The organism is Clostridium chromiireducens (genome assembly GCF_003575225.1).
GTDB lineage: Bacteria > Bacillota > Clostridia > Clostridiales > Clostridiaceae > Clostridium > Clostridium chromiireducens.
On record NZ_QXDJ01000003.1, the window covers coordinates 136,240 to 158,226 of the forward strand.

Annotated in this window: 21 protein-coding genes; 18 read left to right on the forward strand and 3 right to left on the reverse strand. The window is 26.8% G+C overall.

Annotated elements, in window-relative coordinates; all coding sequences use genetic code 11:
• Positions 1 to 21 precede the first annotated feature (21 nt).
• The 10 genes from D2A34_RS11900 to D2A34_RS11945 all read left to right on the forward strand — a co-directional run bounded on the left by D2A34_RS11900 (position 22) and on the right by D2A34_RS11945 (position 12,782).
• On the forward strand, positions 22 to 1,107 hold the full coding sequence (locus tag D2A34_RS11900) for a glycosyltransferase (protein WP_119366746.1): 1,086 nt from the start codon (positions 22 to 24) through the stop codon (positions 1,105 to 1,107).
• 24 nt (positions 1,108 to 1,131) lie between these two features.
• The gene (locus D2A34_RS11905; RefSeq protein WP_079441306.1) at positions 1,132 to 2,250 is read left to right on the forward strand and encodes a glycosyltransferase; all 1,119 of its coding nucleotides are present in this window, start codon (positions 1,132 to 1,134) and stop codon (positions 2,248 to 2,250) included.
• A 40-nt stretch (positions 2,251 to 2,290) separates the two neighbouring features.
• A complete protein-coding gene (locus tag D2A34_RS11910) occupies positions 2,291 to 3,487 on the forward strand; it encodes a glycosyltransferase family 4 protein (protein ID WP_119366747.1) in 1,197 nt (398 codons plus the stop codon).
• Between the two features lie 502 nt (positions 3,488 to 3,989).
• On the forward strand, positions 3,990 to 4,760 hold the full coding sequence (locus D2A34_RS26685; protein WP_139376263.1) for a hypothetical protein: 771 nt from the start codon (positions 3,990 to 3,992) through the stop codon (positions 4,758 to 4,760).
• A gap of 36 nt (positions 4,761 to 4,796) precedes the next feature.
• A complete protein-coding gene (locus D2A34_RS11920; RefSeq protein WP_119366749.1) occupies positions 4,797 to 5,801 on the forward strand; it encodes a glycosyltransferase family 2 protein in 1,005 nt (334 codons plus the stop codon).
• A 10-nt stretch (positions 5,802 to 5,811) separates the two neighbouring features.
• Positions 5,812 to 6,888, forward strand: coding sequence for a polysaccharide pyruvyl transferase family protein (locus D2A34_RS11925; protein WP_079442132.1), 1,077 nt, complete (start codon positions 5,812 to 5,814; stop codon positions 6,886 to 6,888).
• 40 nt (positions 6,889 to 6,928) lie between these two features.
• Positions 6,929 to 8,440: an oligosaccharide flippase family protein gene (locus tag D2A34_RS11930; protein WP_119366750.1), complete on the forward strand. Its 1,512-nt coding sequence runs from the start codon at positions 6,929 to 6,931 to the stop codon at positions 8,438 to 8,440.
• Between the two features lie 164 nt (positions 8,441 to 8,604).
• Positions 8,605 to 10,572, forward strand: a complete 1,968-nt coding sequence (locus D2A34_RS11935; protein ID WP_119366751.1) for an ABC transporter ATP-binding protein/permease — start codon at positions 8,605 to 8,607, stop codon at positions 10,570 to 10,572.
• 115 nt (positions 10,573 to 10,687) lie between these two features.
• On the forward strand, positions 10,688 to 11,299 hold the full coding sequence (locus tag D2A34_RS11940; protein WP_079442129.1) for an NUDIX hydrolase: 612 nt from the start codon (positions 10,688 to 10,690) through the stop codon (positions 11,297 to 11,299).
• Positions 11,300 to 11,456: 157 nt separating this feature from the next.
• Positions 11,457 to 12,782 (forward strand): ATP-binding protein, encoded by a 1,326-nt coding sequence (locus D2A34_RS11945; RefSeq protein WP_119366752.1) that lies wholly within the window; start codon positions 11,457 to 11,459, stop codon positions 12,780 to 12,782.
• Positions 12,783 to 12,830: 48 nt separating this feature from the next.
• Here D2A34_RS11945 and D2A34_RS11950 read toward each other — a convergent pair whose 3' ends face one another.
• Positions 12,831 to 13,346: a ferritin gene (locus D2A34_RS11950; protein ID WP_079442127.1), complete on the reverse strand. Its 516-nt coding sequence runs from the start codon at positions 13,344 to 13,346 to the stop codon at positions 12,831 to 12,833.
• Positions 13,347 to 13,561: 215 nt separating this feature from the next.
• Here D2A34_RS11950 and D2A34_RS26690 point away from each other — a divergent pair, with 215 nt between their 5' ends.
• From D2A34_RS26690 to miaB, 7 genes are all read left to right on the forward strand, one after another.
• Positions 13,562 to 13,705: a hypothetical protein gene (locus tag D2A34_RS26690; protein ID WP_169896868.1), complete on the forward strand. Its 144-nt coding sequence runs from the start codon at positions 13,562 to 13,564 to the stop codon at positions 13,703 to 13,705.
• A gap of 252 nt (positions 13,706 to 13,957) precedes the next feature.
• Positions 13,958 to 14,596, forward strand: coding sequence for a pentapeptide repeat-containing protein (locus D2A34_RS11955; protein ID WP_079442126.1), 639 nt, complete (start codon positions 13,958 to 13,960; stop codon positions 14,594 to 14,596).
• A 302-nt stretch (positions 14,597 to 14,898) separates the two neighbouring features.
• A complete protein-coding gene (locus D2A34_RS11960) occupies positions 14,899 to 15,393 on the forward strand; it encodes a hypothetical protein (protein ID WP_079442125.1) in 495 nt (164 codons plus the stop codon).
• A 70-nt stretch (positions 15,394 to 15,463) separates the two neighbouring features.
• Positions 15,464 to 15,700 carry a hypothetical protein gene (locus tag D2A34_RS11965; protein ID WP_079442124.1) on the forward strand — a complete coding sequence of 79 codons (237 nt, stop codon included), beginning with the start codon at positions 15,464 to 15,466 and terminating at the stop codon, positions 15,698 to 15,700.
• Positions 15,701 to 15,754: 54 nt separating this feature from the next.
• Positions 15,755 to 15,919 carry a hypothetical protein gene (locus tag D2A34_RS26695; RefSeq protein WP_169896867.1) on the forward strand — a complete coding sequence of 55 codons (165 nt, stop codon included), beginning with the start codon at positions 15,755 to 15,757 and terminating at the stop codon, positions 15,917 to 15,919.
• Between the two features lie 272 nt (positions 15,920 to 16,191).
• Positions 16,192 to 17,061, forward strand: coding sequence for a GNAT family N-acetyltransferase (locus D2A34_RS11970; protein ID WP_079442123.1), 870 nt, complete (start codon positions 16,192 to 16,194; stop codon positions 17,059 to 17,061).
• Positions 17,062 to 17,191: 130 nt separating this feature from the next.
• The gene (gene miaB / locus D2A34_RS11975) at positions 17,192 to 18,559 is read left to right on the forward strand and encodes a tRNA (N6-isopentenyl adenosine(37)-C2)-methylthiotransferase MiaB (protein ID WP_079442470.1); all 1,368 of its coding nucleotides are present in this window, start codon (positions 17,192 to 17,194) and stop codon (positions 18,557 to 18,559) included.
• 376 nt (positions 18,560 to 18,935) lie between these two features.
• Here the strand turns inward: miaB and ybaK are convergent, their stop codons facing one another.
• Positions 18,936 to 19,412 (reverse strand): Cys-tRNA(Pro) deacylase, encoded by a 477-nt coding sequence (ybaK, locus tag D2A34_RS11980; protein ID WP_079442471.1) that lies wholly within the window; start codon positions 19,410 to 19,412, stop codon positions 18,936 to 18,938.
• 804 nt (positions 19,413 to 20,216) lie between these two features.
• Here ybaK and D2A34_RS11985 point away from each other — a divergent pair.
• Positions 20,217 to 21,206 carry a tyrosine recombinase XerC gene (locus D2A34_RS11985; RefSeq protein WP_119366753.1) on the forward strand — a complete coding sequence of 330 codons (990 nt, stop codon included), beginning with the start codon at positions 20,217 to 20,219 and terminating at the stop codon, positions 21,204 to 21,206.
• 165 nt (positions 21,207 to 21,371) lie between these two features.
• On the opposite strand, the gene D2A34_RS11990 is transcribed toward D2A34_RS11985, so the two are convergent.
• The gene (locus D2A34_RS11990) at positions 21,372 to 21,953 is read right to left on the reverse strand and encodes a hypothetical protein (RefSeq protein WP_079442168.1); all 582 of its coding nucleotides are present in this window, start codon (positions 21,951 to 21,953) and stop codon (positions 21,372 to 21,374) included.
• Positions 21,954 to 21,987 lie beyond the last annotated feature (34 nt).

Below are 21,987 nucleotides of genomic sequence, written 5' to 3' on the forward strand. Positions count from 1 at the left end.
ATTTTGAAGGAGAAATTTGATTTGAATATATTGTATTTAAATAATGAAATGACAATTGGAGGCGTTGCAAAATGTATTTTAAAATTATCTAAAGAATTAAAAAATGATAATAAAATTATTATTGCCAGCAAAGCAGGGGGAGCACTATTACCAGAATTTGAAAAGTTGGGAATCATTAATTATCCTATTTTAGATGTGGAAAATAAGGCTCCACATAATATTATTTTAAATATAGAAAGACTCATTAAGTTAGTAAATGAGCAGAAAATTGATATAATTCATAGCCATCATAGGATGACTACTTTAATAGCCAAAGTTGTATCAAAGTTTACTAAAGTTGAGGTTATTCATACTCAACATTTATGCATTGAAAACAAGTTTAAGTTAACTAAATTGGCGCTAAGCAACATTAGTATTATCACTGTCAGTGAAGCAGCAAAAAGAATATTAATTCAAAAGAGTAGGTTAAAAGATAAAAATATAGAAACAATCTATAATACTATAGAGACTTATAGCGAAAACAAGGAAGTTGATTATGAACTAATAAAATTAAAGCAAAATGGTTATTTTATAGTAGCTCAGGTAAGCAGAATAGTTGACTATAAAGGGGTATATGATTTTGTTGAAGTAGCTAAGAGAACTACAAAAATAAATAGTATGATTAAATTTGTTTTACTTGGTGATGGCCCTGAATTAAATAACATAAGAGAAATTGTTAAAAATGAAAAACTTGAGAATGATATATATTTACTAGGATCAAAAGATAATATAATAGAGCATTTAAAATATATCGATATATTAATTTTATGCTCCTATATAGAGGGATTACCTTTAGCACCATTAGAGGCGTTCTCGCAAGGGGTTCCAGTTGTAGCTACTAACATAGATGGAACCAATGAAGAAATTGTAAATGGGTATAATGGTTATTTGGTAGAAATGAAAGATATTGAATCGTTTAAAGAGAATATACTTAGACTCTATTTTGATAAAGATACATTCGTAAAAATGAAAAAGAATGCCGAAAGAAAATACAAAGAATTTTTTAATAGCGATGTATATATAAGTAAACATGTGGAAAAATATAAAAAACTAAAAGAAAATAGTTAATTTAACACTTAAATAGGAGAAAATATGAAGGGTATATACATAGCTAAAGTAGATGATGAATATAGTTTGGATATTGGAGTATCAAAAAAAATATTAGGAGAAATTAATGCATTCAGAAATATTGGTAACAGTATTGATTATATTAGACTAAAAAACAAAGAGATATATATGAATAATAAAAAACTAGGGACGACAGTTACTAGATATTTTGCGTGCAGAGATATATATAAGTGTATAAAGAAGATTAAATTAGATTATGATTTTGCTTATTTAAGATATTGCAGAGGTAACTATAATTTTTTAAGGATTATAAAATTATTACATAGAAATGGAATTAAGATTGTGGTAGAGATTCCAACATATCCATATCGATCAGAAATAGATAAAAAGAGTATTAAAGGCGTAATAGATTTAACTTTAGATAAAATTATAACTCCACTTTTACATAAGTATGTATTCAGAATAAGTGTTACAAGTGATGATAGTGATATTTTTTCAATTAAAACTATAGGTATAAATAATGGAATTGAAATAGATAGATTTCCAATGGTTAATCATACAAATAAAAGTTTTAATAAAATTAATTTGGTTGGTATAGGAAATTTAGCCAAGTGGCATGGTTATGATAGGGTTATAGAAGGACTAAATGACTACTATAAAGACAATATAAATAAGTGTAATGAGGAAGTAAATTTTTATATAATTGGCGAAGGTAGTGAGAAGAATAATTTACGAGAACTAACAGAAAAATATAAACTAAATGATTATGTTCATTTTCTAGGTGCTAAAAATGGAGAAGAATTAGATCATATCTTTGATGAAATGGATATAGGAGTATCTTCTTTAGCTTTATATAGAGCAGGAGGTGGGCATGATCCAATAAAATCTAAAGAATTTTTAGCAAGAGGAATTCCAATCATATTAGGATACAAAGATAGATTAATAAACATGGGTTTGCCTTATATTTTTGAAATAGAAGAAAACGATAAGTCTGTAGATATCAAAGTACTTCTAGAAAAATACAAAAACACTCACAATATAAGTTCGGAAGAAATAAGAGAATATGCAAAAGAAAATTTAACTTGGGAATTTCAAATGAAAAAGATAATAGTTGAGTTAAAACAGTTAATCTGGGAATACTAAGTTAGCACATAATTAATGGGGCAGTAAAGAGGTAATTATTATGAAGATATGCTTTTTAACAAATTCTATTTTTAGCTATGGGGGAGTAGAAAGAGTAGTTTCTGTAATAGCAAGCAGTTTAGCTGAACATCATGATGTCGAAGTTTTATGTACGTTAGATAAATATGCAACTAATAGAGAGTTATATAATTTGAATTCTAATGTACATGTTAATATTAATTCTGATATAAAAAAAATAGGTTCAGTATCAAAAATATTAAGTGGTGCTGGAAGAAAAATAAATAAAAGAACAGGTGTTTTAAATAATAAGAATATGATCCGGATTTTACAGAGAACCTATTATCCAACAGAATTAAAAGATAACTTTATAGAGTATCTAAATAACAAAAAATATGACGTAGTTATTGGGGTCGAAGGATATTTTTCATTACTGTTAGCTATAATATGTGATAGGTTAAATTGCAAAGTAATAGGGTGGCAGCATAATTCATATTATGCATACTTTAATACTCCAAATAAATATAATTATAAGCAGAATGCACTATTTGAATCATATCTAAAAAACTTAGATAAATATATTGTTTTAACCGATGAAGATAAGAATAATATAAGAAAATATTTTTTAGCAGATTGTGAGAGGATTTATAATCCGTTGAGTTTTACTAGTCCTTTAAAATCAGAATGTACTGAAAAAAACGTTATATCTGTCGGAAGATTAGTAAAAGATCAAAAGGGTTTTGATTTACTTATTAATGCTTTCAGCACTATAGCTGCAAAGTGTAGAGACTGGACATTAACAATTGTTGGGGATGGAGAAGAAAAGAATAATTTAAATGATTTAATAAATAGATTAAAGTTAAATAGCCAAATAAGAATTGAACCTTTCACAAATCAAATCCAGAAGTATTACTTAAATTCATCTATTTTTGTTTCATCATCAAGATGGGAAGGGTTTGGACTAGTAATAACGGAAGCAATGGAATGCGGAGTTCCAGTAATAGCTTTTGAAAACTCTGGTCCAAAAGAAATAATAAATAAAAATAATGAAAACGGGATTCTAGTTCCACGCAATAATATAGATGCCTTAGGAAAAGCTATATTTGATTTAATAAAAGATGAAGAAAAGAGAAAAAAGATATCAAAAAACTCAATAGAAAGAGCCAAAGATTTCAGCGTAGAAAACACAATTGAAAAGTGGAATAAGTTACTAAGTCAAGTGGTTAAAATTGAGAATTAATAATTTAGAATCGAAAAATAACTGTGAATTGATGAAGGATGATTATATGGAGTTACATCTTATAAAAAGAAATTATCGAAACAAAAAAATATTTATTATCTTACTTACTTCACTATTTATTTTTTCTCAAGAGTTAAGAGAAGGTTTATTAGGGAATACTTTTGCAACCATAAATGTATTAAGTTTATTTAGTGTAAGTTTACTAATTTTAAATAATTTTAATGAGTTAAATAAATTAAAGTTTACCCTTTTCTATGTTGCTATAATAATTTATATATTTACGGCTAGTTTATATGAAGATAGCTTATTTACAATAATAAAGTGCATTATTGCATTTATTTTTCCATTGATATTGATAATTCAAGAGGTAAATAATAATTCGTTTGAAAATATTTTCAAATTAACCATTTTAACATTAAACACGGTAATAATTATCATAACCATTATAGGAATATGCGAAATAATATTTGGTATTAAAATAAATAATTATATCAGCATTTTTATGAGTCCAAGAACTCAGGAACAGATAATTGCAAATAGTATGTCTGATGAGGCAAAAAGATTATATTCATTTATGGGGCACCCTTTATTTAATACAGAATTATACTTGATGTTTTTAGTATTAAATATTTTATACAATAAATATTTGCAGCAAAGAAAATCTCCAGTATGGATATTAGTTGTTCCTACTATTGGCTTAGCTTTTACAGGAAGTAAAACTGGATTTGTACTTTTATGTGTTTCTGTTTTACTGTTATTTAAGAGTAGTAATATAATAAATAAAATTTTGTTAATTATGTTTGGATTAATTATTGCATTAAAAATTGGACTTTTTAATACTTTAATTTATAGGTTTACAACTGGTAGTTTAACTTCAGGAAGAAGTGAAAAATGGATTGAAATAACATCAATGAATATATTTCCAATTAAGTTTTTCACAGGGTATGGAAATGGTTTTACGTTTATTTTAAATTCTTATGTAGATTGGGCTTCCGCAGCTTTTGAATATCCGATTAGAATGTTTTCTTTAGAAATGGGAATTATAATGACTATTATGATTTACCTATTTATCATGGTTATACCAATAATAATACTTATGAAAAGAGGACATTGGGATTTGCTTTTAAGTTATTTAATTGTATTTGCAGATATTAATACCTTTAATGGAATAGCTATTCTTGGAGATAAAATGATGATATTAAGCTTATTCATATTTTTAATATTAAATTTATCTAAACTGATATACATGAAAGATGACATAAAGGAAGTATAGAGTATAGTATAAAATTCTTGAGTAGGAGTATTAATAATGAAATTAAAAATAAATGTAAGTGTTATTGTTCCTGTATATAAAACAGAAAATTATCTAGAAAAATGCATACATAGTATAGTTAATCAAAATCTAGATAATATTGAAATTATCATAGTAAATGATGGTTCGCCTGATAATAGTGAAAACATTATACAAAAATTCTCAAGTAAGTATTCTAATATTATATATATAAAAAAAGAGAACGGTGGATTAAGTTCTGCTAGAAATATGGGACTAAAATATGCTAAAGGAGAGTTTATAGGATTTGTAGATAGTGATGATTACATAGATATAAATATGTATAGTAAAATGTTCAATAAAGCAGTTAAAGATAATTCGGATATAGTTATATGCGATATGAAATATGATTTAAAAGGAAAAGATATAAGTAATAATAAATTTGAGGATTTTGGAATTTTAGATAGAAATGAAACTCTATTAAGGTATCTAAATCACACTTATTTTAGATCTCATGCCCAAAATAAAATATATAAAAAAGAATTATTTAATGAAGTTAATTTTCCGGAAGGAAAACTCTTTGAAGATATGGCTACTTTCTATAAATTAGTACATAGAAGTAACAGGGTATCATTTATTAATGAAAAATTATATTACTATAATCAAGGTAATGAAGGAAGTATAACAAAGAAAAAATTCAACCTTAGGAATTTAGATCTAATTTACAATTCAGCAGACATGATAGATTTTTTCAAAGAAAATAATTACAAATCAGAAATAATAAATGGAAGCATAGAATTATATTTCTTTTCAGTTAAAACACTATTAGATATGTTGTATTCATCTAAAAAAAATATGGAGAACTTAGAGTTCAATAATATGAAAAAGCAAGTATTTAAAGAAATAAATAAAGATATCTATATAGAAGGGTTAACTTTGTTTTATAAAAATAATAGATGTAATTTATTGAAATATCATTTGTATAATTTAAATTATATTTCTAAATTTTATTATCTTAAAACATTTGTTAAAAGTATTATCTAAGGAGAAAAATATGGGAAACAATTTAAGAGAAATAAAAAAATCAATAAAGCTTTCAATTGAACAAATTAATTTATTAAAGAATTATTATTTTAGCAATAGAAAATTTGATGAGATAAAGAAATACAAGAATGTAAAAAAAGTTATATTTGCACTATCTCCTCAATATGGAAATATGGGCGATCAAGCTATAGCATATGCGACTAAAAAGTTTTTTGTTGATAATTTTAAAGAATATAAATTACTTGAATTTGAAAGAGATGAGTTTTACTCATATTCTAAAGCTATAGAAAAAATAATAAATGAAGATGACATTATAGCAATGCAAGGCGGTGGAAATATGGGAAACTTGTATCTAAGAGAAGAATGGGCAAGAAGACATGTTATAAGACACTTTAACAAGTGTAAAATAATTTCCATGCCAACCACGTTGAGTTTTACAAGAGATAGAAGTGGAGAATCACATAAAGAGCAAATGAAAAAAATTTATAACTATAATGAAAAACTTATATTACTTGCAAGAGAAGAAAAATCATTTAATATGATGCAAAATCTTTTTGAAGTAAAATCAGTAAAAGTACCAGATATAGTTTTCTACCTAGAAGATATATTTGAGCCTAAATATAATAGAAATAATAATATCATGGTTTGTCTAAGAAATGATAAAGAAAGTTACTGGAAAGATAAAAAAAGTGAATTTATTGTCAATTTAAAATTAAGATATAACAATGTAACGGAATCTGATACTGTAATTCACAGGGATATTGATATTAACAAGAGGGAAGAAGAATTATTTAATATATGGAATAAATTCAGAAATTCAAAAGTTGTAATAACAGATAGACTACATGGAATGATTTTTGCATTTATTACTAAAACTCCTTGTGTAATTTTAAGATCATCAGACCATAAAATTATAGAAAGTTATAAATGGATTGAAGGTATTAACTACATTAAATTTGTTAATGATTTGGAGTTTAATACAGTAAACACTAAAATACATGAATTAATTAAATTAACAACATTTGATAAAACTAATTTTAAAAAAGAGTACTTTAATGGGCTAACTAAGCTTATTAAGGAAAGATAAAATTAATTCATGTGATATAAAAGATCTTAAAGGTGAGATTATGAAAAATAATATAAAAACAGCTACAATAATATCATATATAACACTAATTGCTGGAAATGTTATATCCATAGTATATACTCCTATTATGTTAACCACTTTAGGGCGTGGGGAATATGGTCTTTTTACTTTAGTAAATACAATAATATCTTATATATACTTATTAGATATGGGCTTAGGAAATGCAGTTATTAGGTACAATTCTAAATATATGGCTGAAAATAATGAACAGGGATTAAAAAAGATAAATGGAATGTTCTTGGTTCTTTATTGTATAATAGCTGTCTTAGGTATTATTATAGGAATACTTATATATTTTAATTTAGGAAATATATTTTCTAATGGATTAAATATAACTGAAATACAACAAATAAAATTAATGTTTATTGTAGCGTTGGTTAATTTAGCTTTTGCATTTCCGCTAAATGTTTTTAGCGGAATAATAATGGCTAATGAGCGCTTCATATTTACTAAGGTATTGGCATTAATAAGAGCTGTATTAAATCCAATAATTATGGTAAGCGTATTAGCATTAGGTCAAAGGGCACTAGGAATGCTGATAGCATCAACTATATTTAATATCTTACTAGGAATAGCTAATATAATTTATTGTTTTAAGATTTTAAAAATAAAAATGAAATTTTTAGGATTTGATGAGGGAATACTTGCAGAAATATTTAGGTACTCATTTTTTATTTTTTTGTCAGCTATAGCATATAGGATATATTGGAGTACAGATCAATTTATATTAGGAATGTTTGTTGGGGCGGCGCCTATAGCAATTTATTCTATCGGAAGTCAGTTTAATGGATACTTTATTTCATTTTCAAATGTTATAAGCAATATGTTCTTGCCAAAGCTTACTAAATTAGCAACGGAAGAAAATAAAAAAGAGTTAATGAATATATTAGTTAAGATATCTAGAATTCAATTCTTTATAGCCTCGTTTATATTGATTGGATTTATATTAGTCGGAAAGCAATTTATATTAATATGGGCAGGAGAAGGCTATGAACTATCATATTATATAGCTATACTTCTAATGGTGCCTCAGATATTTTCCATTATACAATCTTTATTTGCAACAATGCTTGAAGCAATGAGTAAACATAGAGTTAAGGCTCTTATATATTTAGGAGTTGCAATTTTTAATTTAGTATTAAGTTTATTTTTAGTTCAAATTTTAGGTTCTATAGGTTGTGCATTAGGAACAGCTATAGGTATGACTATAAATTCACTATTAAATAATTGGTATTATAAGTTCAAATTAAATTTAGATATGGCGTATTATTGGAAAAATATAATTAGTCTAGCTTGGCCAGCTACACTATGTTTAGTTCTAGGTTATATGTTAATTAGATTTATTAATCCGATTAATTACATAGGTATATTGTTATTTGCCATTATATTCTCTATAGCGTATTTATTAATCTTTTGGATACTAGCACTAAATAAATACGAAAAAAGTTTAATTAAATCAGTATTTATGAAATTTAAAAGTAAATTAAACTAATTATATAAGTAGTACGTAAGGGAATGAATATTTCACAAAGAAGTAACCATTGTGAAATATTTTAAGTAAAACACTGCACTGAATTTATATATTTAGTGCAATTTTTTTAAGGCAATAACTTATTGTGAATAGTATCGTAAAAATAGATATAGGAGTTTGGATAAATGAAACTACTGGAATTGAAGAATATCAATAAATATTATAATTTAAAAGGTAGTGAAAAATTTCATGTATTAAAGAATATCAATTTATCGTTTGATAGGGGCGAATTAGTATCAATAGTTGGAGAATCAGGAAGTGGAAAATCAACACTAATGAATTTAATTGGAGGGCTAGATTCTGAGTATTCTGGGGAACTATTTGTAAACGGAAAAAATATTAAAAAGTTTAAAAAAAGAGATATTGATAAATATAGAAAAAACCAAGTTGGTTTTATTTTTCAGAGTTTTAATCTTATTGGGCATCTATCTGTACTAGACAATGTTACAATTGCAATGACGTTATCAAATGTTAGAAAAAAAGAAAGAATTAAACGTGCTATCGAAATATTATCTAATCTTGGACTTGAAAATCAGATTTATAAAAGACCAAACCAATTATCAGGTGGACAAAAGCAAAGAGTTGCAATTGCTAGGGCTTTAATTAACGACCCTAAAATAATAGTTGCCGATGAACCCACAGGAAGTTTGGATTCTAAAACAACTATACATGTATTAGATATAATGAAAAATATTGCAAGACAAGGAAAATTAGTTATTATGGTTACCCATTCTGAAAAAGTTTCGGCATGTAGTAATAGACGTATTAAAATAGCTGATGGTGAAATAATTCATGATGCAAAAGAGGCAATATTCGAAGGCATAAGCAATAAAAAAGAACAAGTTATAGTGAATAAACAAAAGCAGAATTTAAACCTTGGATCATCAATTAAATTGGCACTTGTTAATATGAAAGAGAAATCAGGGCGTAATATACTTGTATCGTTAGGAAGCAGTATTGGGATAATGAGCATTATCTTGATGCTCTCCTTTGGAAATGGAGTCAAAAATTATTTTAACAAAACGATGAATAGTTATGTAAATCCTTCAGTTATAGAAGTAACTATGCCAAGTCAAGATGAAGAAAGTATTAATTTAGATGTTACAACTATCCAAAAACCAGATGTGAATGCTCCTAAGTCTTTTGAGGAAGCAGATATTAATAATTTATCCAAGATAGATAATGTATCATCTTTAGAGAAAGGGTATGCGCTAATTTCAATGGGAGTCAATTCTATAATTTATAATGAAAAAACCAGTAATATTATGAGGATTTCAACTATGTCTTCTAACGTAACAGCTTCGAACATTGAAGAAGGTGCCCCCCCTAAAGAAGGAGAAGTGTTAATTAACAAAGCTGTAAGTGAAAGATTTGGAGGAAATATAATTGGTCAAAAAGTAAGTTTACGTATTTTGGTAAATCAAAAAATTCTTAATAAAAAATTTATTGTAAGTGGAATATATACAGGAGCAGGTACAGATTTAGCTACTGTGATGAAATCTGCTTTTTTAAATTACTCAGATTTAGAGAAGTTATATTCCGAAAATAATTATAAATTAAAACCAAATGTTATGTACATAAATGCGACTAATATTAAATATACAACTGCTATCAAAGAAAAAGTAAAGCAACTTGGATATTCTGAATCGTCTCAAAATCAATTAAGTTCAATGTTCAATCAAATGATAAGTATTTTAACATATGTCTTGTCTGGAATTGCAGCGATCTCTTTGGTGGTATCTTCTATTATGATTATAGTTGTCTTATATATTAGTGTTGTAGAAAGAACGAAAGAAATAGGGATAATTAAAGCAATTGGAGCCAGAGAAAAGGATATACGGAGAATATTTGTTTCAGAAGCATTTTTAATAGGTGTTTTTAGCGGTGCATTCGGTCTATTTAGTGCATATATATTAATGAAAAGTATAAATATTATGTCAAATAAGTTATTTGATATAAGCTTAGTATTGATGAAATCTTCTTATGGCATATTGGGAATAAGTTTAAGCATTTTAATAAGTACATTTGCTGGATTAATGCCCGCAAATAAAGCGGCAAAATTAGACCCAGTAGAATCTTTAAGAAGGGAATAGATGTATACTTCAAATGTTTTATTTATGTAAAGGTGCATAAATAAAACATTTGAAGTATAATTAAAGTAAATATTACTAATATATAATATTTACTGAACTAGGAGGACATATACTTATGAAATGCAACAAAGTTACTAAAGTTAAACCTTTAGTAGAAACAAGATACTTAAGCTTATATGAAGCTGAATATGAAAATAAAATTGGAAATGCAAGAACATGGACTATTGCTTCAAGGAAAGATAATGACACCATCCAAAAGCAGTACTTTGAAAATAAAGAAGATAAAACAGATGGTGTAATAATTGCAGCTTATCATAAGGATAAAAAGAAACTTGTTATCATAAAACAATTTAGGATTCCATTAAATAATTACGTATACGAACTAACTGCAGGTCTCATTGATCCTGGAGAGGACGCGAGAAGTACAATAGGAAGAGAATTACTTGAAGAAACCGGCCTTACATTAGTAGATGTAATTAAAGGTAAGGGGAGTGATAAAGTTTACGTTTCAGCAGGTATGACAGATGAATCGCTTGCGTTTGTATTTTGTACTTGTGAGGGAGAAATAAGCGATGAACACTTAGAAGATGATGAATGTATTGAAGCGTTACTGATCTCTCAGGATGAAGCTAAGGAACTAATACAAAGTGAAGAGAAATTTGATATTAAATGTTTTTTAGTTCTTCAAAGTTTTGCACTATTAGGGGAAAAATTATTTGAGGAATGATAAGAGAAAAACCGGCATATGACATTCCTATGCCGGTTTTATATATAAATTACTTAACATAGCTATTTAAATGAAATTATTTCCGAAAATAATAGAAAAAATTTCATCTTAGTAGTAGAATAATACTAAATGCAATAATGTTAAAGGGGGCATAAACATGTATGCAGAATATGAACAAATAAAAAAAGCAAATGTAATGATAAATTCTCTGTGTATTTTTACAAATATAAAAGAGAGTAGCGTATTAAAGAAATACAGTTCGTTACTAAAATATCTAAATAAGAAAGAAGTATCAATAGAGAAATCAATAAACCACTATAATAATTTTGTTTATGAATTACTAAATACGTCAAATTCCATTTCTTTCAAAAAGTACATAATTGATATGATTTTTTTAGATAATAATGCTTTTACAAATATGATTGACAATAAAGATTTAAACAATAAAAAAGTGTTAGAGCAAGTAAAATATGAGCTAAAAGTTTTGCAATATCTATCCAGTATTAGTTCAAAAGATATTAAAGAATATATAATTTCAAAGAGTAAAGCTAAAAATTTTGAAACAGATATTATTAATTCACTTATTGATATTGAACTAGAATGCGATGTAGATGATAATTTGATTAAAGCAATAGAGAAATTAAAGTCGAGCTTAATAGTTATGGATAACTGGGCAGATGCTTTAGAGGATATAATTGAATTTTATAACGGATATGGTACTGGAATATTTGGAGAGTATAGGGCCTTGGTTTGGGAGCATGAAGATGATAAAACTTATCTTCGTGGAGTTGATTCGCCAGACCCAGTAAGGCTTAAAGATTTGGCTGGTTATGAGGAACAAAAAGAAGTTATAATTAGTAACACAAAACAATTTTTAAGTGGATATCCTGCGAATAATATTTTATTGTATGGCTCTAGAGGTACTGGAAAATCTTCAACAGTTAAAGCAATTATAAACGAATACTATGATGATGGATTAAGACTTATTGAGGTAGATAAGGATAAGCTAGTTGACTTTACTAAAATAATAAAGGTATTAAGGAATAAGAACTTAAAATTTATTATTTTCGTAGATGACCTAGTTTTTGAAGAAGGAGAATCTAGTTATTCTGCGTTAAAAACTATATTAGAGGGTGGAGTAGAGAATAGATCAAGCAATATATTAATATATGCAACAACAAATAGAAAACACTTAGTAAAGGAAACTTTTAGTGAGAGAGCTGGCGATGAAGTTCACGCTCATGATGCAATAGAAGAAAAGTTATCTCTAGCTGATAGATTTGGAATGACGGTATCTTTTTACTCACCAGATCAAAAAGAGTATTTAAGCATAGTTGATAACATCGTAGAAGCAAGAGGATTAGACGTTGATAAAGATTACCTTCATGCAGAAGCATTAAAATGGGTAAGATGGTATAATGCACGTTCACCTAGAACAGCAACACAATTCATAAATTGGCTTCAAGGGGAGTTAAAAAAGTAGAGGGCTTAATTTGCCCTCTACTTTTTTATTATTTATACAACTATATTTCTATGCATTTGCTGTTGTAGGAGGTGTAAATATTCTTGCTGCTAGCTCATCATCTAGCATATATAGTGCAGCTTGATTATTCTCGCATCTCTTAATTTTCTTTATTATTGTATTAAAAGTATTTTCTTCTTCAACTTGTTCATTAATAAACCAGTTTAATAATCCGATCGTAGCATGTTCTCTCTCTTCTGTTGCTACATCTGCTATTTTATATAATCTACTTGTTACCACTTGCTCATGTTCATATCCTGTTTCAAAAACATGAGCTATACTTTCAAAATTTGCGTGTGGTTTTTCAATTTGTTCTAAAGTCACAACTCCATTTTTTTGGAATATGTAATCATAAAATTTCATTGCATGGAATAATTCTTCTTGAGATTGAACTTTGAAAAAGTTAGCAAACCCACTTAAGTCAATTGATTCACAATACGCAGCCATTGATAAATAGACATAGGCAGAATATATTTCGAAGTTAACTTGAGCGTTTAGAAGACTGAGTAATTTTTCATTTAGCATTTTTGTCCCTCCCATAGATAATATTACTTTAATATAATTTAACAAAATTGAGCAAAATATACTTTGTTTTAATATTTTTTTATACTTACTAAATTTAATTAAAATTATATTAATATTTTACATCAATTAACATAATTTATCAACTAATAATAATTATATCATACATAACTATTAACAGACGACTAATAATATAATTAAGAGAGGAGATGATAATTATGTCATATAGAAAAAAAGATAAATTAATTCAAAAGGCTGGTGATATGTCTCAGTCTAAGGTTAAATCATTTGTAGAAAGAGAAGAGCTGACTAATAAAGTTGTATCAAGAGGTCAAGATATCACTATAAATCAGAAGCATTAATTTTATCTCTTTAATTTTGCTAGGATATCAAATAATAAAAGCATTAAGAATTGAAATTAAGTACAATTTCAAGTAATTAGGTGCTTCTTATTATTTGATATCCTTATTTTCTATAATTCGATAAAGATAATCAGCATATTTTTTATTAAATTGGTAAAGTGTATATAATTATTTAGAAATGTGATAAAATATAGAAATAATAACAAACTAAAGAAAATGAATAAATATATTTAATTAAGAAAGGATTATATTATGTCTATAAACAGAAGTGCACCAGAAAGTTTTTATTACGATAATGCTGAAAAGACTAATAAAAATTTTATTTATAAAAATCTTAAAAGAAGCAAATGCTATAATTGCAATTTTTCGAATTCAAATTTTGATTACGCGAGCTTAAGAGGTGCTCATTTTAAGAAATGTAATTTCTTCAGATGCAGCTTTAAAGGGGCTGAGTTTATTGGTTCTAATCTTAAAGGATGTAAATTTAAAGAAGCTAAATTTGAAGATACTATATTTGAAGGAGCAAATTTAGATGGCGTCGAGTTCAAAGACGCTAAATTTAAAAATACTATATTTGTGTCATGTGACATTACAAAGGCTAAAAATTTAAATGAAACCGCAAATGGAATACGAGTTTTTGACTCAATGCCTGATTTTGAAATAGATGAAGAGTTAGAAAAAGTTGTTCTTAGTGTTATGGAAAATGAATTTATTAAGAAATCAAGAGTTTTTGATACAAAAGAAGGAACAATAAATACATTAACATTGATGATTTTAAATGAAAAATTTGATAGAGATGCCTTGATTGAAGGCCTTCATTATATCAAATTTGAAATAGATCGAGATTTTCATACATTGAGCTATATATTAAGGCTTATTGAAAATATGTAAAATTTATAAATGATAAAAAAATAGTACTCTATTTGATAAATATAAATCAAGGGTACTATTTTTAGTTAAAAACTCAAAGCTGGAGTATTTTCTGTTTAGAAAACTCCGGCTTTTTTAGTTAAGAACTTCTAATAAATAATTTGTACAAATCTTGATTAGATAAAAATGATCTAAAAGATTGATTTGATTTTTATTTAATTTAAATAACATATATTAGCAATTTATAGATATAACATGAATAGTTTATATAGTATATAGATGTAATTTGTACCAAGATAAAATTATTTGGAGGAAATACCTAAATGGAGAACAATAATTTTAAAAAAATAGGAAATAAATATTTCAAAAAGAATCTATTAGTAAAATATAATTATAAATTATATACACCTGAAATGATTGAAGAATATAAAGTAACCTTTAAAAGAATACTAAAAATGACAAATGATAAAACTAGAACTAAATTTATTATGTTCAATAAAGTTGAAGAGTGGTATAAAAATGAAAAAAATATAAATATAAGTATGGAGAAAATATATCTCAAATCAAAACTTGGTTCCTTCACAAGTGGTGGATGTGGAATAGGTGCTTCTCTTTTGGCAGGATTAACTGCGAGTGGTATTTTTTCGTATATAGATAATTATTTAAAGAAGCTTGGACCATTTTTCCTTACTATTTATATATTATTAGTTTTGTGCTTCGGTATAAAGATACTTTATGATGAGGATAGTAAGGTAGAAATGTATAATATGTTTTTGGAAGCGTTAAATAATCTAGAATATGATAAAAATGAAAAATGAGGATAATTAATTTACGGATAAAACGTTCCCTTACTGCACAATATATTGTTGTAGAAAGGAAGTGTTTATTATGAATAAAGGACCAAAATCTGACTCAAATAACCTTCAGAGTTTTTATAGTATGACTCCTGAACCTAGCGATAAAAAACAAAAAGAGTTCTCAGATACGTATACTGATCATAAGGAACATAAGAACGAAGGGAATAATGATTGGAATTCTGTGCCAACAGGTTTTGACACACAAGAATCATCTAAAAATCATGAAAAAACTGCAACAGATAACCAGTGGACATCCACACATAAATAATAAAATATCTCTAAACTGCAAATTAAATTAAGTAAAAAGGGAGTGTGGGAGACTATGAGTAATAAAAATAATAATGAGGACAAGATGAATGATGGTTACTACGACTATCAAGGTGGATACATCTCTTATGATCCAACTATTTTAACGGAACATTATACAGTTAAAGGATTTGAAGGTAGAATTAACGAAAAACAAAAATCTCATAGTAGATGGTGTTAACGAATAAAACTATAAAAAAAGTATATATTTATATTAAGATCTGAATTATTTAAGTTTCCTTCATAAAGATAAACTAATTATCATATTGAAGGAAACGATTTTTTGTAAGTATTCTAAAAATCTCAATATATTGTATTATAGGTATATTTATGATTTATTGTCATGAATTCTATAATTACTTTTGTTTTCATGCTTCATTATTTAATAAAGTTGACGACGATGTTTATTAGAATTATAATTTATTTATATAAGGGGAAATGAGGAATTTTTTTATGGTCTTTTTAGAGAAACTATCACTTTTTAATATAAATCATTTAAGAAAATTATATAATAGAAATGAAGATGCTTATATTTGCGATAAGAGTTTTTTTGATATTTATGATGAAGAATCTTTTTTTCTTAAATATGTAATAAGAAAGCAAATCAAATTGTTTAAAGTTAATAATGACTATGTGGGATATATATGGTACGAATATCCTTCAGATGAGGGGTTTAGTAATATATATTCTATTTATTTAAAAGAGGAGTGTATTGATTTGCTTAACTCTAAATTATTATCTTTTTTTAATATAAAGACTTTTAGGTTTGATATGGTAGCCAGCTCGGGAGCGTCATCTATCATGAAAAAATTAAATTTTAATATTAATTCTAAAAATATTTTGATGAGAATGAGAACAACTAATTTTTATAGAAATAATTTTGATAAAAGATATTTTTTTAAACACTTTAAAGAGGGGCAAGACGAGGAATTAAGATGTAAAATTCAAAATTCTGTTTTTAATGAGAAGAATCGAATTCCATTAACGGTTAAGGATGTATATATAGAAGAAGAAGAAGATTATTATCTTAGGAATTATGCTGTGTTTGTTTGTAACGAATACAGACAAGCAGTTGGTTACGGGCAAGTGATATTTAATAAGGGTCTCTATACGATTGTTAATTTAGGTATACTTAAGGAGTACAGGCATCAAGGTTATGGAGATGCATTGGTTAAATATTTAGTTGGATTTTGTTTTAAAAACTCAATAAAAAATATATATATACGAGTTGAAAAAAATAATTACCAAGCGTTAAATTTATATAAGAAAATTGGGTTTGAGGAATATCAATCTTTTATTACTTGGTCAAAGAATATTAATTAAATAAGTGTTTTAGGAGTTATATTTATATGTAATATAGCTCCTTTAATTTTAAGTTGTAATTACGCTCTTTTAATTATAATTATTATTTGTTATAATACTAAGGAAATTGTATTTAAACGGAGGAAGTATAATGAATTTTGATATAGAAAAACTAAATAACGATAAAATTAGTGGTGAAACAAAGTATTTCTTCATACAAACTTATGGTTGTCAAATGAATGAAGAGGACTCAGAAAAACTTTCAGGTATGCTTAAGAGAATGGGATATGAAAGTACAGAGAATAGGGATGAGGCATCAATAATCATATTTAATACTTGTTGCGTTAGAGAGAATGCAGAGAACAAAGTATTTGGGAATCTTGGAGCTTTAAAGAAACAAAAAGAAAAAAATCCTGATTTGGTTATAGGTATATGTGGATGTATGATGCAGCAGAAAGGAATGGCTGATGACATATTAAAAAGATTCCCTTATGTAAATGTAATATTTGGTACTCATAATTCTTACAAATTTCCTGAGTACTTAAATAGAGTTAAAACTGAAGGTGTACAAATTAAAGAAATCATTGATAAAGAAACTGAAATAGTAGAAGGAATTCCTATAGATAGAAAAAGTGATATTAAAGGGTTTGTAACAATAATGTATGGATGTAATAATTTTTGTACATATTGTATAGTGCCGTATGTTAGAGGGCGAGAAAGAAGTAGGAAGTCTGATGATATAATTAACGAAATAAAAGATATGGTAGCTAATGGATACAAAGAAGTAACTCTTTTGGGGCAAAATGTTAACTCTTATGGCAAGGAGCTTGAAGAAAAAATAACATTTGCTGATCTTTTAAGAAAAGTAAATGAGATAGAAGGACTAGAAAGAATTAGATTTATGACATCACATCCTAAAGATTTAACTTTGGATGTTGTTTATGCAATAAGAGATTGTGATAAAGTTTGTGAGCAAATCCATTTACCTGTTCAAAGTGGATCAAACAGAGTTCTTAAAGAGATGAATAGACATTATACTAGAGAACAATATTTAGAATTAGCTAAAGAAATCAGAAAACAAATTCCTGATGTAACGTTCTCAACAGATTTAATTGTAGGGTTTCCAGGTGAAACAGAAGAAGATTTTAGCGAAACACTAGAATTGGCTAAGGAAATTCGATACGATGCAGCATTTACTTTTATTTATTCAAGAAGAAATCATACGCCTGCTGATAAAATGGAAAATCAAATTTCTGACGAGATTAAGCATGAAAGATTCAATAGATTAATCGAGATTGTTAATACGGGTATTGCAAAAGGAAACAAAGAAGCTGAAGGAAAGATGTATCAAGTTTTAGTTGAAGGTAATAGCAAAAATGATGAGTCAAAATTAACTGGTAGAACTAGAAATGGTAGACTTGTGAATTTTGAAGGTGGGAAAGAATTAATAGGTGAACTAGTTGATGTAAGAATAGTTAAAGCCAATTCGTTCTCGTTAGTAGGGGAAGTTGTAAAATAAAAAAATATAATTTTATATAGTCTGTATATTTTTTTAGTAGGGAAGTGTTATATTAAACTCTTCGAAAAAGTATACAGACTATTTTTTCTTTTATTAGCCAATAGAACAAATGTTCTGATATGATAAAAATAGCATTTTTTAATGGTTGATATTAATATACACGTTATGTTCTGTACGCTTATGTTTTAATAAGCAAATGGCTTAATGTGTTGATAATCAACTGATAAAACATAGTTAATACAATTGATAAGATGAGTATGAAGGAAAAATGGCCTTTTTTCGCCGAAGAACATTTGTTCTGTATATAAGGAAAATATTTGGATGGTTTTATTTTTGATGACATATGTATGCAATATTATGGCGGATTTATCCTTCTCTACTTAATTACATCTACAAAAGAACAATCTATAACTTTAGTGATATCGTTAGGATTAATTTCGATTTGTGCGCCAATTTTTCCACCGCTAAAAATTATTGTATCGAATAACAAAGCATCTTCTTGAAAGAAAGTTTTGAATATCTTTTTCATACCAAGTGGGGAACAGCCACCTCTAATATAACCAGTGATTTTGTTTATATCTTTAACTTGAATCATTTCTATATTCTTTTCTTGTGCGATTTTACTAGCTTTTTTCATATCTAATTCCTCAGAAACAGGAATCACAAAAACATAAAAGTCTTTAGAGTGACCTTGAGTCACTAAAGTTTTAAAAACTTGGTTAACATCTTTTCCTATTTTATGCGCGACTGCGACACCATCTATTTTACCATCTTTGTTTTCATAGCTATGAGTTGAATATGTGATTTTGTTACTATCTAAAATTCTCATAGCATTAGTTTTTCCTTGGATCATAATTTTGAAAGTCCTCCTTAAATTGAAAAGTGAAAATACACCATTTAATTAACTGTTGTTTAGATTATATCATAAAATAATATTTGTGTTGCTATTTTTAATCATGATTTGTTCTAGGCGTATTAAAATCTGTAAAACCTGAGTTTTGTGTTTGAGGATTCAAGTTTTTATCAAATGTGGATTTGTTTAATATTATTTGCGTTCAAATTTATATTTTTGTCAGAATCGATGTGTAAATAATATGTCTAAAAGAGTTATTAGTCATATATAACAATATAAAAAACTATAACTATTACTATTTGTAATAGTGACTCATAATAAAATGTCATGATTTTTATAATGATATGAAGCTATGTTTATGAAGATGAAATGCATTAAATAAATTATAAATATAATAAAAAGAAATTAAATATTTTAATTTATTTCCTTATATATGAAATTATAATTAAGGTTAAATATGTTGAAGTTGATTATAGTTTGTAAGTAAAACGAATGATTGATGAATTTATTTTGTTTGTTAAATTCAAATGTTGTTTAGAAATTTCGATATAACAGACAAAACTTGATAATAAAGATAAAAACCTACGTAGAATTTTCTAAAATATTTAATAATGTGAACTGAACTTTTATAAAAATTCCAAGTAATTATTTCGCTAAATATACATTTAGCGAAATAATTGCATTAATTTATGAAATTTGGTATAATATTTTTAACTTGGCACAAGATTTTAAGAATTAAGTGATTTATCAATTGCGGACAAGCTTTTACGGTGCTTTGAATTTATATAAAAATAAGGTGAAAATATGAAATATGATATTCAAGTGCTTCAAAATAATAATCTTCCTGAAAGTTTGGTGGATTTTTTAAATTATTTGGAAACTATAAAAAGTACATCAGTTAATACTATAGATGGATATAGAATTGATCTAACGATATTTTTTAGGTTTATGATGATTTACAAAGGTAAAGTAAATGCGGATTTGGTGGAATTTGAGGATATAGATATTTCTGTTATAGATTCTGATTTTTTGAAAAATGTAAAACTTAGAGATTTGTATGCTTTTCTTTCTTTTACAGAAAAATACAGAGATAATAGTTCTTATGCAAGAGCTAGAAAAGTTGCTACATTAAAATCATATTTTAAATTCCTTTTTGGAAAGGCAAAAATAATAAGCGAAAACCCTGCTTTAGAATTAGAATCTCCGAAGATAAATAAAAGGCACCCGGTTTATCTGACGCTCAATCAAAGTATTCATTTACTCGGATCTTTAGATAAAAATGACAAAAATTACTTTAGAGATTACTGCATACTAACATTCTTCTTGAATTGTGGGATGAGACTTTCTGAGCTTTGCAGTATCCAAATAGATAAGATTAGAGATGATACCTTAACAATTATAGGTAAAGGTAATAAAGAAAGAACTGTTTATTTAAACGAAGCGTGTTTGAAAGCTCTCTCAAACTACTTAAACGCTAGAAATGATTCCAAAGCATTACCAGAAAACAAAAAAATCTTGTTTTTATCATCTAGAAATACACCTATTAATAAACGAACTGTTGAAATTATGATAAAGAAACATATTACTAATGCAGGATTAACGGATGATAAATATACTCCGCACAAACTAAGACATACTGCTGCTACGCTTATGTATAAGTATGGTAATGTTGATATTAGAAGTTTGCAAAGCATATTAGGTCACACAAATATATCAACAACTCAAATTTATACTCACGTTGATGATGACTCCTTAAGGGATGCAGTTAAATCAAATCCACTTTCAAAGTTATAATGATTTTGATGATAATTTTGTTTTAGGATATTATAAAGATCAAAATATTATAAACACTCTCCTCTCTCCTATTTTGACAAAAAGATTTCATTCAAAAAAATAAAAGGTTATCAGTTAAATATTCTGGTAACCTTTATCATGTGATTGCTATTCTATGTTTTGCTTTTAGCGAGTTATTGCGTTTCCGTAGTTGTTTCTGAATTCATCAATGTATGCTGGTTCGTTACCTTCGTACATTATAAGAGTATTACCTTTCCTATAGTAATAAGGGCTTCTAGTGTAATTTGCATCTGTTCCATGTATAGACATCCCGCCAGGAGCAATTCTGTTGATATCTCCTTCTAACTCAGCTGGAGAACCATATTCATAAAGTCTAACTACATCTCCGCCTAAAAGGTAATCTGTTTCATTACCTTTAAAGTAATTTTTCTTTGTATTAGCTGATTCTGTTAAATTGTATCCGGAATTTCTTAAATCATCTGCAAAATTTACAGCTGAATATTTTATTGAATCAGCGGTAGCTTTTAATTTATCTCTTGTAGCATCTGAATTATTTGCATTGGTTCCGTCATCATCCCATGCATTATCTCTAGTAAAACCATTAGTACCTTCCATGCCACCAGCGTTATTCCTTGTTGTACCATTATTGTCCGCTCCAGTTCTATAACGATTACCGCATCCTATTAACGTTAATGAAAATATAACAAGCGCAGCTAAAAATAACAATAAAATAGATTTTCGCCTCATAATAAATCATCCCTTTCAATTGAAATATATTACG